The 14,815-nt window shown below is 71.6% G+C and carries 12 protein-coding genes; 11 read left to right on the top strand and 1 reads right to left on the bottom strand.

Translation table 11 applies throughout. The annotated features are described in order from the left end of the window. The first annotated feature begins 32 nt into the window (after positions 1 to 32). The 5 genes from QSK36_RS40250 (at position 33) to QSK36_RS40230 (ending at position 7,073) form a co-directional block, all read left to right on the top strand. On the top strand, positions 33 to 1,643 hold the full coding sequence (locus tag QSK36_RS40250; RefSeq protein WP_285786034.1) for an ABC-F family ATP-binding cassette domain-containing protein: 1,611 nt from the start codon (positions 33 to 35) through the stop codon (positions 1,641 to 1,643). 92 nt (positions 1,644 to 1,735) lie between these two features. Next, positions 1,736 to 2,509: a hypothetical protein gene (locus QSK36_RS40245; protein ID WP_285786033.1), complete on the top strand. Its 774-nt coding sequence runs from the start codon at positions 1,736 to 1,738 to the stop codon at positions 2,507 to 2,509. Between the two features lie 47 nt (positions 2,510 to 2,556). Further along, positions 2,557 to 3,654: a saccharopine dehydrogenase family protein gene (locus tag QSK36_RS40240; RefSeq protein ID WP_285786032.1), complete on the top strand. Its 1,098-nt coding sequence runs from the start codon at positions 2,557 to 2,559 to the stop codon at positions 3,652 to 3,654. 187 nt (positions 3,655 to 3,841) lie between these two features. Further along, positions 3,842 to 5,815 carry an RNA polymerase sigma factor gene (locus QSK36_RS40235; protein ID WP_285786031.1) on the top strand — a complete coding sequence of 658 codons (1,974 nt, stop codon included), beginning with the start codon at positions 3,842 to 3,844 and terminating at the stop codon, positions 5,813 to 5,815. Positions 5,816 to 5,918: 103 nt separating this feature from the next. Further along, a complete protein-coding gene (locus QSK36_RS40230; protein ID WP_285786030.1) occupies positions 5,919 to 7,073 on the top strand; it encodes a C40 family peptidase in 1,155 nt (384 codons plus the stop codon). Positions 7,074 to 7,156: 83 nt separating this feature from the next. Here the strand turns inward: QSK36_RS40230 and QSK36_RS40225 are convergent, their stop codons facing one another. After that, positions 7,157 to 7,660, bottom strand: a complete 504-nt coding sequence (locus QSK36_RS40225; RefSeq protein ID WP_139580300.1) for an inorganic diphosphatase — start codon at positions 7,658 to 7,660, stop codon at positions 7,157 to 7,159. 86 nt (positions 7,661 to 7,746) lie between these two features. Between QSK36_RS40225 and dacB the strand changes: the two genes are divergently transcribed. The 6 genes from dacB (at position 7,747) to folE (ending at position 14,791) form a co-directional block, all read left to right on the top strand. Continuing rightward, positions 7,747 to 9,132 (top strand): D-alanyl-D-alanine carboxypeptidase/D-alanyl-D-alanine endopeptidase, encoded by a 1,386-nt coding sequence (dacB, locus tag QSK36_RS40220; RefSeq protein WP_285786029.1) that lies wholly within the window; start codon positions 7,747 to 7,749, stop codon positions 9,130 to 9,132. A gap of 57 nt (positions 9,133 to 9,189) precedes the next feature. Next, complete coding sequence (locus QSK36_RS40215; protein WP_182903588.1) at positions 9,190 to 10,239, top strand: Rv3626c family coenzyme F420 biosynthesis-associated protein; 1,050 nt, start codon at positions 9,190 to 9,192, stop codon at positions 10,237 to 10,239. A 98-nt stretch (positions 10,240 to 10,337) separates the two neighbouring features. Continuing rightward, on the top strand, positions 10,338 to 11,348 hold the full coding sequence (gene tilS, locus QSK36_RS40210) for a tRNA lysidine(34) synthetase TilS (protein ID WP_183543297.1): 1,011 nt from the start codon (positions 10,338 to 10,340) through the stop codon (positions 11,346 to 11,348). A gap of 12 nt (positions 11,349 to 11,360) precedes the next feature. Next, complete coding sequence (gene hpt / locus QSK36_RS40205; protein ID WP_285786028.1) at positions 11,361 to 11,918, top strand: hypoxanthine phosphoribosyltransferase; 558 nt, start codon at positions 11,361 to 11,363, stop codon at positions 11,916 to 11,918. Between the two features lie 267 nt (positions 11,919 to 12,185). Continuing rightward, a complete protein-coding gene (gene ftsH / locus QSK36_RS40200; protein ID WP_183543299.1) occupies positions 12,186 to 14,192 on the top strand; it encodes an ATP-dependent zinc metalloprotease FtsH in 2,007 nt (668 codons plus the stop codon). A 2-nt stretch (positions 14,193 to 14,194) separates the two neighbouring features. Continuing rightward, positions 14,195 to 14,791 (top strand): GTP cyclohydrolase I FolE, encoded by a 597-nt coding sequence (folE, locus tag QSK36_RS40195; protein ID WP_079319614.1) that lies wholly within the window; start codon positions 14,195 to 14,197, stop codon positions 14,789 to 14,791. Positions 14,792 to 14,815 lie beyond the last annotated feature (24 nt).

Raw genomic sequence — 14,815 nt, 5'->3', positions numbered from 1 at the left:
GCGCATGAGCATATCCGAGCGGGAGATTCGCGGTGGGACACGTCGAGGTCGGGCATCTGACGCATGTGCTGCCGGACGGCAGGATGCTCCTGAACGACGTCTCGTTCCGGGTGGGGGAGGGCGTCAAGGCGGCCCTGGTCGGCCCGAACGGCGCGGGCAAGACGACCCTGCTCCGGATGATCGCGGGCGATCTCCAGCCGGTCGAGGGCACGGTGGCCCATTCGGGCGGTCTCGGCGTGATGCGGCAGTTCGTCGGCAACATCCGGGACGGCCGTACGGTCCAGGACCTGCTGCTCAGCGTCGCGCCGGAACGGGTGAGGACGGCGGCGGAACGGTTGGACGCCGCCGAGCTCGCGATGATGGAGCGCGACGACGAGAAGACCCAGATGCGGTACGCCCAGGCGATCACCGACTACACCGACGCCGGGGGCTACGACATCGAGGTGCTCTGGGACGCCTGCGCGATGGCCGCCCTCGGCACGCCGTACGACAGGGTGAAGTATCGGGAGGTCGCCACGCTGTCCGGCGGCGAGCAGAAGCGGCTGGTGCTGGAGGCGCTGCTGCGCGGGCCCGACCAGGTGCTGCTGCTCGACGAGCCCGACAACTACCTCGACGTGCCGGGCAAGGTGTGGCTGGAGACGGCGCTGCGCGAGACGCCCAAGACCGTGCTGCTGGTCTCCCACGACCGGCAGCTGCTCGCCAACGCCGCCGACCGGATCGTCACGGTCGAGTCGGGCAACGTCTGGATCCACGGCGGCGGCTTCGGGACGTACGCGCAGGCCCGCAGGGAGCGGGGCGAGCGGCTCGACGAGCTGCGCCGGCGCTGGGACGAGGAGCACGCCAAGCTCAGGCGTCTGGTGGTCATGCTCAAGCAGAAGGCCACCTACAACGACGGCATGGCCTCCGCCTACCACGCGGCGCAGACGCGGCTGCGCCGGTTCGAGGAGGCCGGGCCGCCGGAGCTCGCGCCCAAGGACCAGCTCATCAGCATGCGCCTGCGCGGCGGCCGTACGGGCAAGCGGGCGGTGATCTGCGAGGGCCTGGAGCTGACCGGCCTGATGAAGCCGTTCGACCTGGAGGTCTGGTACGGCGAGCGGGTCGCCGTGCTCGGCTCGAACGGCTCGGGCAAGTCGCACTTCCTGCGGCTGGTGGCGGGGGAGGACGTGCGTCATTCGGGCACGATGCGGCTCGGCGCGCGGGTCGTCCCCGGGCACTTCGCCCAGACCCACGCCCGGCCCGAACTGCTCGGCCGTACGCCCTGCGAGATCGTCATGACCGAGCACGCCCGGCTGAAGAACGAGGCGATGAAGGCCCTGGCCCGCTACGAACTCGCCGGCCGGGTCGCCGAGCAGCGGTTCGAGACGCTGTCGGGGGGCCAGCAGGCCCGCCTGCAGATCCTGCTGCTCGAACTGTCCGGCGCCACGCTGCTGCTGCTCGACGAGCCGACCGACAACCTCGACCTGGCCAGCGCCGAGGCCCTGCAGCAGGGCCTGGACGCCTTCGAGGGCACCGTGCTGGCGGTGACGCACGACCGCTGGTTCGCGGCCGACTTCGACCGCTACCTGGTCTTCGGCTCCGACGGGCGGGTGTACGAGTCGCCCGATCCGGTCTGGGACGAGTCACGCGTGGTCCGCCCGCGATAGACCGCCGGTAAAGATACCGGCGGAAGCGCGCGTGTCCCGGAGGCGGCGTCCCATTCAGCGGTTATGACGGCTAAGTGACGCGACGTTGCCACATGACCGTCGCACTCGCCATCGCCGCGCTGGCGATGGCGTCGTGCGCGAGGGAAGACAAGCAGGAGGGCCCGCAACCGCTGGCCCTCAAGGAGCAGGTGTCCTCGATCGTGCGCTCGGGGGCCGGATACGCGGTGACCTGGGCGGGGGTGCTGAGCAACCCCAACCGCTGGCATTTCGGGGAGAACGCCGTCGCCGTGATCACGGCCGTGGACGCCGCCGGCAAGGAGGTCGTCCACCAGGAGCAGCCGCTGGACGCGGTGCCGCCCGGCCGTCCGCTGGCCTTCAGCGGCCAGGTCACGAGCCACGCCCAGCCGGTGCGCGTGAAGATCGACTACCGTCCCGCCTCATGGCGGTCCATCCCGCGCGTCCCGTCGGCGTTCCTCAAGTTCCCGATCTCGGACGTCCGCACCGACAAGCTGACGAACGGGTCCTACCTCGTCACCGGCTACGTGCTCGACCCGTTCCGCAAGCCCGCCGGCGGGCTCGCCGTCACGGCCCTGTTGCGTGACGCGGCGGGCAAGCTCGTCGGCGGGGCCACGTCGTTCGTGGACGACGTACGGCCGGGGGCCAGGAGCAGGTTCGTCATCACCGTCGAGGGCGTGAGCGGGCCGGTCGGTGCGACCGACGTGCAGGCCACGACCTGGGGCTCGACCGCCAACACGTACGAGGACCTGGCCCAGGCCGGAGCCGTTCCGCTGCACACGGTCGCGCCGACGACTGAGCCGTTCGTCAAGGACCGCGGATATCCGCCGCCCAACGACCGGCGCCAGTGAGCGGCCCACTGCCGATCTTGACAGGACAGGCGGGCTACCGTAGCGGGATGGCCATCCCCAGGATCGTGCTGTTCGGAGCCACCGGCTTCACCGGCAGGCTCACCGCCGAGGCGCTCGCCGCGCGCGGGGCCCGGCCGCTGCTGGCCGGGCGGGACCAGACGAGGCTCACCGCCCTCGCCGACGCCTTGGGCGGCGACCTGCCCACCGCGGTCGCCGACGTCGGCCGCCCCGAGTCCGTACGCAGGATCGTCGCGCCGGGCGACGTGCTGATCTCGACCGTCGGCCCGTTCGTCCGGTGGGGAGAGGCCGCGGTCGCCGCCGCGACCGAGGCGGGCGCGGTCTACTTCGACACCACCGGAGAGCCCACGTTCATCAAGCGGGTCTTCCAGCGGTACGGCCCCGCAGCGGCGGCCCGGGGCGCGGCCCTGATCACCGCCTTCGGGTACGACTACGTGCCCGGCAACCTCGCCGCGGCCCTGGCTCTGAGCAAGGCCGGGCCGGGGGCCGTCCGCGTGGACGTCGGCTACTTCGTGGAGGGCGGCATGGCGCGTCGCGCGAGCGCCGGGACCCGCGCCTCGGCGCTGGGAATGGTCCTCGAGCCGATGTACGGCTTCCGCGAGGGCCGCATCGTCCCCGAGCACGGCCGCACCCGGAAATTCCTCGTGGACGGCCGCGTGCGGCACGGCCTGTCCATCGGCGCCTCCGAGCACTTCACGCTGCCGCCCGCGCATCCCGGCCTGCGCGAGGTGAACGTCTACCTCGGCTGGCTGGGCGGGTTGACCAGGGTCGCGGGCGTGCTGGCCAAGGCGACCCCCGCCATCGCCGCGCTGCCGGGGATCCGGCGGGCGACCGAGGCGCTGGCCGACCGGGTGCTCCGTACGGGCGGGGGCGGCGCGCCGGCCGGGGCGGGCGTGTCGTCGAGCATCGTCGCCGAGGCGTACGACGCGGGAGGCCGCCGGCTGGCCGCCGTCCACCTGACCGGAGGCGACCCGTACGAGTTCACGGCCGGCGTGCTGGCCTGGGCGGCGACGACGGCGCTTGCCGAGGGTGTGCACGGCACCGGTGCCCTGGGACCCGTGGACGCCTTCGGCCTCGACGCGCTCACCCGGGGCTGCGCCGAGGTGGGAATGGCCGTAAGGGAGTGACAGTCGTCCGTACGGCGTCGTGCACGGCGTCCTCTATGCGGGTCGGATTTTTCACGATTAGTCACCTAATAAAGCGGCGAACTCCGGCAAATTAACTGGATGGCAGAGGTAAAAACCGACGATGTAGGAACGTGACTTCACCTGAATGGGTGGAGCGGGGAGTTACTGAGCATTTACTCTCAGTTATATGAATGATGGCGTCCTGGTCGAGGCGTTGCGGGCCCGGGATCCGGGAGCGCTGGCCGCCCTTTATGACACATATGCGGGCAATCTCTACCGGTACTGCCGCACGTTGCTGGCCGGGCCCGACGCCGCCCAGGTCGCGCTGCGCGACACCCTGATCGCCGCGGAGGCCCTCGTCGGCTCGCTGGCCGACCCGGAGAGGTTCCGCCCCTGGCTGTACGCCCTGGCCCGCGGCGAGTGCATGCGCCGCCGCACGCCGGAAGAGGAGGACGGGCCGGAGACCGGGCCGGTCCCCGTCGCGACCGTGCCCTTCCCCGGCGTCACGGCCGAAGGCGCCGAGGCCGACCTGCGCCTCGTCGCGAGCAGCGCCGTTGGAGCGCTGTCGGCCGAGGACCGGGAGGTGCTCGAACTGGCCGCCCGGCACGGGATGACCGGCCAGGACCTGGCCGCGGTGCTCGGCACGGCCGAGCGGTACGCCGAGGCGCTCCTCGACGCGGCCACGGAACGCCTGCGTGAGACGGTGACCGTCGAGATCCTGGCGAGGCGTGCGACCCACGACTGCCCGCGGGCGTCCGCCATCCTCGCGGGGTTCACGGGAGAGCTCACCGCGCAGGCGCGGGCCCAGCTCACCCGTCACCTCGCGCGGTGCGAGACCTGTGCGCGCCAGCGCGTCAGGCAGATCTCCCCGGCCAAGGTGTTCGGTCTGCTCCCTCAGATCGCCCTGCCGGAGACGCTGCGGGTGCGGGTGCTCAGCAGCTTCATCGACCCCGAACTCGTCCCCTATCGGCGGTACGTCGCCAAGCGCGTCGGCGGGCTCAACGCCGCGGGCTTCCCGAGGGCCGGTCGCCGCGAGGGCAGGCTGGCGCAGGCGGTGGCGGGCGCGGTGGCCGCCCTGGCGGCGGTGGCGACGATCGCGCTCGTGTTCGCCCAGTTCGCCGGGGACCTGCGCGAGCGGGCCGCCGACACGATCGCTCCGCTCCGGCTCCCCACGGCGGAGGCTCCGGCCGGCCCGTCCGGCGGCACCGCCTCCCCGGAGGGGTCGTCGGACGAGGCCGACGGGGTCGGCGGGCGCTCGCCCGTGCCTCCGGTCTCCCGGGAACTGGCCGAGCCGGTCGTGCCCGTGGTTTCCGCGAGGCCGGTCGCCCTGCCGCGCCCGGCGCCCCTGCCCGCACCCGTGCCGCCCTCCGCCGGCCGGCCGCACCGTCCCGCGCCGCACGGGAAGCCGTCCGGGCGCCCTACAGGCGCCTCCTCCTCGCAGGGTCCGGGCGCCTCGCCGTCCGGCCCGACGCCCACGCCCACCATCACCCCCGGCACCCCCGGCACGCCCGGCACCGAGCCGGGCGAGGAGCCCACCCCCGGCGGCTCCGGCTCCGGCGGGCCCGGTTCTGGTGGGCCCGGTTCCGGCTGGCCCGGTCCTGGTGAACACGGTCCCGGTGGACACGGTTCTGGCGGCCCCGGCCCGGGCTGGCCGCCCCGGGGCGGGCCGCCTCCAGCGCACTGGCCGGGACACCGTCCGCCCTGGCGTGACCACCAGCACCATCCCCGTCCCCACAGGGAGTGCCCGCCGACTCCCGCGCCCTCCCGCACGCCCTCGGGCGACCACGGCGGGCCCACGGCCCTACCGCCATGGCGCGGCGGACACGGCGCCGGGCACGAGGCACAGGACGCCCGAGGCGGCGGGAGGACGCAGGACGCCTCAGGCTGGAGGGGGCAGGGCGCCGGAGACGGCGGCCCGTCGCGGCACGCCCGTCCCGGCGGCCCCGGCCAGGACGGCTGGCGCCGCGACGGCTCGCGCCGCGACGGTTTGGGTCCCGGCCGCCCCGGCCGCCCCGGCCGCCCCGGCCGGGACGGCTCCCCGCCGGGCGCACCCGGAGGAGCCCGGGACGGCGGCTCCGAACGCGGAACGGAGCGTCGTGGCACTTCCGGCGACCCCTCTAGCGGAAGCTCAGGAGGGCCCCGAGGCGCTTTCCCTGTCTAAACGGGACGACCTACCACATAGGTTGATTACAGGGCGTATCTTAGATGTGTACGGAGAGTAGTCGCCGGGAAGTGAGGGGAGTGGAGCAGGGAAGGGGAAGGAATTGCCACTCCTCAGAGCGTCGGGGCTGGTCGCCGGGCTCGGGTCAAGTCTCGTCCTGACCTTCGGAGCCCCGGCGGGAGCCGATCCGAAACCGTCCGCGAAGGACGTCGCCAAGGCACGCCAGCAAGTGCAGGAACGCGCACGGGAACTGGGCGAAGCCGAGGCCGACCTCGCGGTCGCGCAGGCCCGCCGAGAGGCGCTGAACACCGAGGCCGAGCGGCTCGTGGAGTCGTACAACGGGCAACTCGTCCAGCTTGAGCAGGCGCGTGCCGCGTACGAGCAGTCGGCGCGGCGGGTCCGCCAGGCGTCCGACCAGGTCGTCCGGCTGCGCGGCGAGGTGGCGGCCAGAGTGGCCGAGGGATACGGCGGGGTGCGGCTGTCACCGCCCGCCGCGGCCATGCTCGGCGGTATCGGCGACGTGCACGGCTTCCTGCGAAGAGCCAGCATGCTGACGCAGCTCGGCGACGAACAGACCGCTTCGCTGCAACAGCTGAAAGACGCGCAACAGGTCTTCGAGATCCTCCGAGAACAGGCGGCCCGTGCCTACTCCGACCAGTCGCGCAGCGCCGACGAGGTGCGACAGGCGAAGGACGCGGCACAGCGGGCCGTCGAGGAACAGCTCGAACAGACCAAACGAATCGAGCAGGAGAAAGCGGAGATCTCCAAACGGCTGGAGGCCGCCCGCGACCGCGTCGACGAGCTGAAACAGGCCAGGAGCAAGGCCAGGCAGGCGGCGCTCCCCGCGCGCAGGAGCCTGGCGGTGCCGGCCTGGACCGGGCGGCTCGGGTCGGGACCCGGCGAGATGGCCGCCCAGTGGGCGCTCAAACAGATCGGCAAGCCATATGTGTGGGCCGCCGCAGGCCCGTCGGGGTTCGACTGCTCGGGGCTGACGATGCGGGCCTGGCAGCGGGCCGGGGTGTCACTCGATCACTGGACCGGCACGCAGTGGACGTCGGGACAGCACGTCCCGCTCAAGGAACTGCGCACCGGCGACCTCATCTTCTACGGCCGGTTGAGCCGGAACCCCGGCGACATCCATCACGTGGGCATCTACATCGGGCGCGGCATGATGGTCCACGCCCCCCAGACGGGGGACGTGGTGCGCATCTCGCCCATCTGGCGCCACGATCTGGTCGGCGCCACCCGGCCAGGCTAGGGTCGCGCCCCTTGGATCTTTCGCCTACTGCGGTCGCCCAGGCGCCGCCTCGCTACGGCAAGATCCGCGGGACACTCCCTGACTCAGTGCTCCTCGTCGTGGTGCTCGGTCTCCTGGAAGCGCTCGATGCTCGCGACGATCTCGGCCTCGGCCTCGACACGGCCGACCCAGTTGGCGCCCTCGACCGACTTACCGGGCTCCAGGTCCTTGTAGACCTCGAAGAAGTGCTGGATCTCCAGCCGGTCGAACTCGGCGACGTGGTGGATGTCGCGGATGTGCTCCATCCGCGGATCGGTCGCAGGGACGCACAGGACCTTGTCGTCGCCGCCCTTCTCGTCGGTCATCCGGAACATCCCGACGGCGCGGCAGCGGATCAGGCAACCGGGAAAGGTCGGCTCCTGGAGCAGGACGAGCGCGTCGAGCGGGTCCCCGTCCTCGCCGAGGGTGTTCTCGATGAACCCGTAGTCGGCGGGGTACTGGGTGGACGTGAAGAGCAGGCGATCCAGACGTATGCGGCCGGTCTTGTGGTCAACCTCGTACTTGTTCCGTTGTCCCTTGGGGATCTCAACGACAACGTCGAACTCCACTCGTTCCTCCGCATGAGTCCCCGGTCTCCCGGGCTGGCGTTAATGTCTCGTAGGCGTGGTCAAGGTCGGCGCGAAATGAGGGTGTAGTGGTGCGACGTGAGCGGTGGATGGTGGTGGCCACCCTCGCCCTGCTGCAGATCTTCGTCGTCCTCGCGGGCACTTATCTGATCACCCATGACGCCGACAGGACCCCGGCTCCGGTCGCGTCCCCGAAGCCGACCCCGATCCCCCTGGTGACCGCGGGTCCGGTTCTGGCCGCGGCGGGGGGCGGGGCTCTCCCCGCCAAGGGTACTTTGACCACCCGGCTCACCGCTGCGATGGGTGACCCCGCCCTCGGCGGCAGTGTGGCCGGGATCGTGCTCGACGTCGCGACGGGAACGCCGATTTTCGACGGCCGCTCGGGCACCGCCATCACCCCGGCCTCGACCACCAAGGTCGTCACCGCTCTGACGGTGCTGGCCACGGTGGGGCCGGACGCCCGCCTGGCCACCCGGGTCGTGCGGGGGGCCTCCGCCACGTCGATCGTCCTGGTCGGCGGCGGCGACCCGACCCTGGCAGGCCCGCGGACGAGCGCCGCCGAGCAGGAGGAGATCTACCCGCGGCCCGCGTCGCTCGCCCGGCTCGCCTCGAGCACGGCCAAGGCGCTCAAGGCGGCGAAGCTCACCTCGGTGGACCTGTCGTACGACGCCTCCCTGTTCAACGGGCCGCGGACGGCGCCGGGCTGGAAGCCGACGTACATCCCGGAGGGCAGCGTCGCCCCGGTGTCCGCGCTCATGATGGACGAGGGCCGGGCGGCCAACGGCGCCCGCTACCCGGACCCGGCGCAGGCCACCGCCGACGCGTTCGCCACGCTGCTCAGGAAGAACGGCATCAGGGTGGGCAAGGGGGTCGACTCGGCCAAGGCGGCGCCCACCGCGCAGGAGCTGGCCCGGGTGGAGTCCGGCCCGATCTACGCGCTCGTGGAGCGGATGCTCACCCACAGTGACAACGACCTCGCCGAGGCGCTCGCCCGGCAGTCCGCCATCAAGGAGGGCCTCCCGCACACCTTCCAGGGCGTGCCCACGGCGGTCGGGCGCGTGCTCACCCGCCTCGGCGTGGCCGACGGGGTGGAGGTCCACGACGGCAGCGGGCTGTCCACCAGGAACAGAATCGCGCCGACGGCCCTCGCCCACATCCTTGCCGTGGCGGCGTCCCCCGCCCATCCGGAGCTCCACTCGCTGATCAGTGGCCTGCCGGTCGCGCATTTCACCGGGACTCTGCACAATCGCTACGAGAAGTCCGAATCGAAGGCCGGCGCCGGATTGGTACGCGCGAAGACGGGCACTTTGAACGGGGTGAACACCCTGGCGGGCATCGCGTACACATCCGAGGGCCGGTTGCTGACCTTCGCGTTCATGGCCGACCAGGTGGCCAACCCGCCGGAGGCGATCGCCGCCCTCGACAAGATGGCCACGATCGTCTCCCAGAGCTGACCGTCCCCCTCGCGCCTGCATGCGCGGCGAGAAGTCGGAGAACGTACGGTGGTGGGTATGCAGGTGATCGACTGGGATCTGGCCGTCGCGACCGGGGTGCGCCTTGTGCGGCCCGGCCCTCAGGTGAGCCGCGAGGAGGCCAGGCAGGCGGTCCTCGAACTGCGGCGGCTGTCGCGGGACGCCGAGGGGCACGTGCGGGAGTTCACCCGCATCGACTCGGCGACGCCCGAGGCGGCGACCGTGGTCGACCGTCCCGGGTGGATCCGCGCGAACGTGGACGGCTTCCGCGTGGTGCTCGAGCCGCTGACGCAGAAGATGTCGAACATGCCGGCGGTCGTCGGCGCGGTCGGCTCGCGCATCACCGGGCTCGAGGTCGGCGCGGTGCTGGCCTTCCTCGCCTCCCGGGTGCTCGGGCAGTATGAGCTGTTCCTCCCGCCCGACCCCTCGGGCAACGCCCCGACCGGCCGCCTGACGCTGGTGGCCCCCAACATCGTGCACGCCGAGCGCGAGCTGGGCGTCGATCCCCGCGACTTCCGCCTGTGGGTGTGCCTGCACGAGGAGACTCACCGGGTGCAGTTCACCGGCGTCCCCTGGCTCCGGGAGTACGTCCGCGGCCAGATGACCGAGTTCCTCCTCGCGTCCGAGATGGACCTGGCGACCCTGCTGGAGCGCCTGCGCGCCGCCTCCGACGCCGTGGCCGACGCCTTCAGGGGCGGCGAGGGCAACCTCATCGAGGCCATCCAGACGCCCGAGCAGAAGGCCGTGCTCGACCGCGTGACGGCCGTGATGACGCTGGTGGAGGGGCACGGCGACTACGTCATGGACGCGGTGGGCCCGTCCGTCGTGCCGTCGGTCGCCGAGATCCGCGCCAAGTTCCAGCGCCGGCGCGAGGGCGGCTCGCGCTTCGACCAGCTCGTCCGCCGGCTGCTCGGCATCGAGCTGAAGATGAAGCAGTACGCCGAGGGCTCCCACTTCGTCCGCACCGTCGTGGACGAGGCCGGCATGGAGTCGTTCAACAAGGTCTGGACCTCGCCGGAGACCCTGCCCGACCGCGGGGAGATCGCCGACCCGCACGCCTGGATGTCCCGCGTCCTGGCCTCCGCCTGACGTAAATCCACCCGGCCTCCGCCTGACTTCCACCCACCCGCCCGGGCCCGCCGGACGGGCGTTTTCCCCTGCCCGCCGCGGGCGGCCAGAATGGCCGCATGGGCCCGCATCCCGCCGTCGCCGACGTCCGCCGCGCCGTACGGCTGTCGCTCGCGGACCTCGCCGCCCCTCGGAGGGCGGGGGAGTCGTCCGGCGCGCTCGTCCTCGTCGCCTGCAGCGGCGGCGCCGACTCGCTGGCGCTGGCGGCGGCCACCGGCTTCGCGGCCCCGCGCCTCGGCCTGCGCGCGGGGCTGCTCACCGTCGACCACGGGCTGCAGGAGGGCTCGGCCGACCGGGCCCGCGACGTCGTACGGCTCGCGCCCACGCTCGGTCTCGACCCGGCCGAGGTGCTGACCGTCACGGTCGGCACGGCTGGGGGGCCCGAGGCCGCGGCGCGGGAGGCCCGCTACGCCGCCCTGTCCGCCGCGGCCGGCCGGCTGGGCGCCGCCGCGGTCCTGCTCGGCCACACGCGTGACGACCAGGCGGAGACCGTGCTGCTGCGCCTGGCCCGCGGCAGCGGCACGCGGTCCCTGTCCGGCATGGCGGAGGTCTCGGGGATCTACCGGCGGCCCCTGCTGGGGCTCGGCCGGACGCGGACCAGGCAGGCGTGTGACGCCCTCGGCCTGCGCCCCTGGGACGACCCGCACAACGACGATCCGGCGTACACCAGGGTCAGGGTGCGGCGCGACGCCCTCCCGGCGCTGGAGGCCGCACTGGGGCCGGGGATCGCCGAGGCGCTGGCCCGTACGGCGCGGCTGTGCCGCGACGACGCCGACGCCCTGGACGCGTGGGCGGACGCCGTCCACGCGAAGTCGCGCGGCCCCGGCGGGGAGCTGGACGTGTCCGTGCTCGCGGACGTGCCGGGGGCGGTGCGGCGGCGGGTCATCCAGCGGGCGGCCGTGGAGGCAGGGGCGCACGCCGCCGCGCTCGCGGCGGTGCACATCGAGGCGGTCGAGCGGCTGGTGACCGGCTGGCACGGGCAGAAGGGAGTGGACCTACCCGGGGGGGTGGGGGTGGTCAGGCGCTGTGGCACCCTTGTCTTCGCCGTGGACAATCTCTCGCTCGCGTAAGGAAAACCCCAGGTGGACGCAGCCGACATGGGCAAGGATCTCTCCAGAGTCCTCATCTCCGAGCAGGAGCTACAGGAGAAGATCAGAGAACTGGCGGGCCAGATCGACGCCGACTACGCCGGCAGGGAACTGTTGATCGTCGGCGTGCTCAAGGGAGCGGTCATGGTCATGGCCGACCTCGCCCGCGCGCTGCACGTGCCCGTGCAGATGGACTGGATGGCCGTTTCCTCGTACGGCGCGGGGACCATATCGTCCGGCGTCGTGCGGGTGCTGAAGGATCTGGACACCGACATCGCCGGCCGGCATGTGCTCGTGGTCGAGGACATCATCGATTCCGGGCTGACCCTCTCGTGGTTGATGAACAACCTGAAGTCGCGCAACCCGGCGTCCGTGGAGATCTGCACGCTGCTGCGCAAGCCGGACGCGGTGAAGGTCGAGTTGGCCGTCCGTTACGTCGGTTTTGACATCCCCAACGAGTTCGTCATCGGGTTCGGGCTCGATTACGCGGAGCGGTACCGCAACCTGCCGTTCATCGGGACTCTTGCGCCTCATGTGTACGGAGGGGAGTAAGCCCTTAGCGAAGTGACCCTCGAATCGTGCGTTATTGGGCGCCTGGTCGGGGAACACGGGGTTGGCTGACGTACGTTGGAAAGGCAAAGCCGGAGCCGCTCGGGCAGTTACCCGACGCGGCTGCCGGGTGTACCTTCGGATATCCGCGGGAGGCCGGTCGGCCGCCCCGCGGTAGCCAGAAGGAGCGGCAAGGGATGCCGCGACCCCGGGTTTTCCCGGGGCAGGCCTTGGTCAGGAAGGGACGGGCCCGCCGGGGTTCCGCAACGGATGGATCTCAAGCGATTTACACGTGGCCCACTGCTGTGGATCCTGGGCATCGTATTGCTTCTCCTGCTCGTCACCACGATGTTCGGCGGCGGCGGCAACTACACCACCGCCGACACCTCGATGGTCGTCCAGCAGATCCAGCAGGGCAATGTCAAGAGCGCGACCGTGGTCGACAAGGACCAGCGTGTCGAGCTGACGCTGAACCGGCCCGTCGAGGTCGGGGGCAAGACGACCGACCGCATCCAGGCCCTGTGGGTCGAGGGTCAGGGCGTGCAGCTCACGCAGGCGCTCGAGCAGGCCAAGCCCACCCAGGGCTGGACGGTCGATGTGGCGAAGGAGAACTTCCTCGTCAGCCTGCTGGTCAGCTTCCTGCCGATCATCATCATCGTCCTGATCTTCTTGTTCATCATGAACCAGATGCAGGGCGGCGGCTCCCGGGTCATGAACTTCGGCAAGTCGCGGGCGAAACTGATCACCAAGGACACCCCGAAGACGACCTTCGCCGACGTCGCGGGGGCCGACGAGGCCATCGAGGAGCTCCAGGAGATCAAGGAGTTCCTGCAGGCCCCGGCCAAGTTCCAGGCCATCGGCGCCAAGATCCCCAAGGGCGTGCTGCTGTACGGCCCGCCCGGCACCGGCAAGACCCTGCTCGCCCGCGCCGTCGCGGGTGAGGCGGGCGTGCCGTTCTACTCGATCTCCGGTTCCGACTTCGTCGAGATGTTCGTCGGCGTCGGCGCCTCCCGCGTCCGCGACCTGTTCGAGCAGGCCAAGGCGAACGCCCCGGCGATCATCTTCATCGACGAGATCGACGCCGTCGGCCGGCACCGCGGCGCGGGCCTCGGCGGCGGCCATGACGAGCGCGAGCAGACCCTGAACCAGCTCCTCGTCGAGATGGACGGCTTCGACGTCAAGGGCGGCGTGATCCTCATCGCCGCGACCAACCGCCCCGACATCCTCGACCCCGCGCTGCTGCGCCCCGGCCGCTTCGACCGGCAGGTCGTCATCGACCGGCCCGACCTTGAGGGCCGCAAGGGCATCCTGCGCGTCCACGGTCGCGGCAAGCCGTTCGCGCAGGACGTCGACCTCGACGTGATCGCCCGCAGGACCCCCGGATTCACCGGCGCCGACCTCGCGAACGTGATCAACGAGGCGGCCCTGCTGACCGCCCGGCAGGACCAGAAGCTCATCACGATGGCGACTCTCGAGGAGTCGATCGACCGCGTGATGGCCGGTCCCGAGCGCAAGTCCCGGGTCATGTCGGACCAGGAGAAGAAGATCATCGCCTACCACGAGGGCGGTCACGCCCTGGTGGCCCACGCGCTGCCCAACTCCGACCCGGTCCACAAGATCACGATCCTGTCCCGCGGCCGCGCCCTCGGTTACACGATGACGCTGCCGATGGAGGACAAGTTCCTCGCGACCCGGTCCGAGATGCTGGACCAGCTCGCCATGCTGCTCGGCGGCCGCACCGCGGAGGAGCTCGTCTTCCACGAGCCCACCACCGGCGCGTCCAACGATATCGAGAAGGCGACCTCGATCGCCCGCCGCATGGTCACCGAGTACGGCATGAGCGAGCGGCTCGGCGCCCGCAAGTTCGGCAGCGGCAACGGCGAGGTCTTCCTCGGCCGTGAGATGGGCCACGAGCGCGACTACTCCGAGCAGATCGCCTCGGCGATCGACGAGGAGGTCCGCCGCTACATCGAGAGCGCGCACGACCAGGCGTGGGAGATCCTCGTCCAGTACCGCGACGTGCTCGACAACCTCGTGCTCGAACTGATGGAGAAGGAGACGCTCTCCCGGGAGCAGGTCCTCGAGATCTTCTCGCCCGTCGTGCCCAAGGAGAAGCGTCCCTCCTACGCCGGCTACGGCAAGCGCCTGCCGTCCGACCGTCCTCCGGTCATCACGCCCAAGGAGCGCGCCAACGGCAACGGCTCGGCGCTGCCCGCCGGCGGCACCGGCTCCACCCCGTGGGTCAACGACCAGTCGGCGCAGCGGGACGAGGCCTGACCATGGCCGAACCCATGGTGGGGCCGCCCCCCGGCTTCGACCACGACCGGATCGAGAAGGCGGTCCGGGAGATCCTGTTCGCGATCGGGGAGGACCCCGATCGCGACGGGCTCCGGGACACTCCGGCCCGGGTGGCCCGCGCGTTCGCGGAGCAGTTCGCCGGCCTGGGCCAGCGGCCCGAGGACGCGCTGACCACCATGTTCGACGCGGACCACGACGAGATGGTGCTCGTCAAGGACATCGAGGTGATGTCCACCTGTGAGCACCATCTGCTCCCGTTCCACGGCGTGGCCCACATCGGCTACACCCCGAACGACAAGGGACGCATCACCGGCCTGTCCAAGCTGGCCAGGCTGGTGGACGTCTACGCCCGCAGGCCGCAGGTCCAGGAGCGGATGACCTCCCAGATCGCCGACGGCCTGATGCAGGTGCTGGAGCCGCGCGGCGTGATCGTGGTGATCGAGGCCGAGCACATGTGCATGACCATGCGCGGTGTGCGCAAGCCCGGCGCCAAGACGATCACATCGGCCGTCCGGGGTGACTTCCGTTCCAGCGAGGCGACCAGGGCCGAGGCCATGTCGCTGATCCTGCGCGGCTGAGCGCGGGCGACGGCCGATTGGGAC

The sequence above is a fragment of the Microbispora sp. NBRC 16548 genome, from assembly GCF_030268985.1.
Lineage (GTDB): Bacteria > Actinomycetota > Actinomycetes > Streptosporangiales > Streptosporangiaceae > Microbispora > Microbispora catharanthi.
This window is presented reverse-complemented; position numbering and strand designations above follow the sequence as displayed.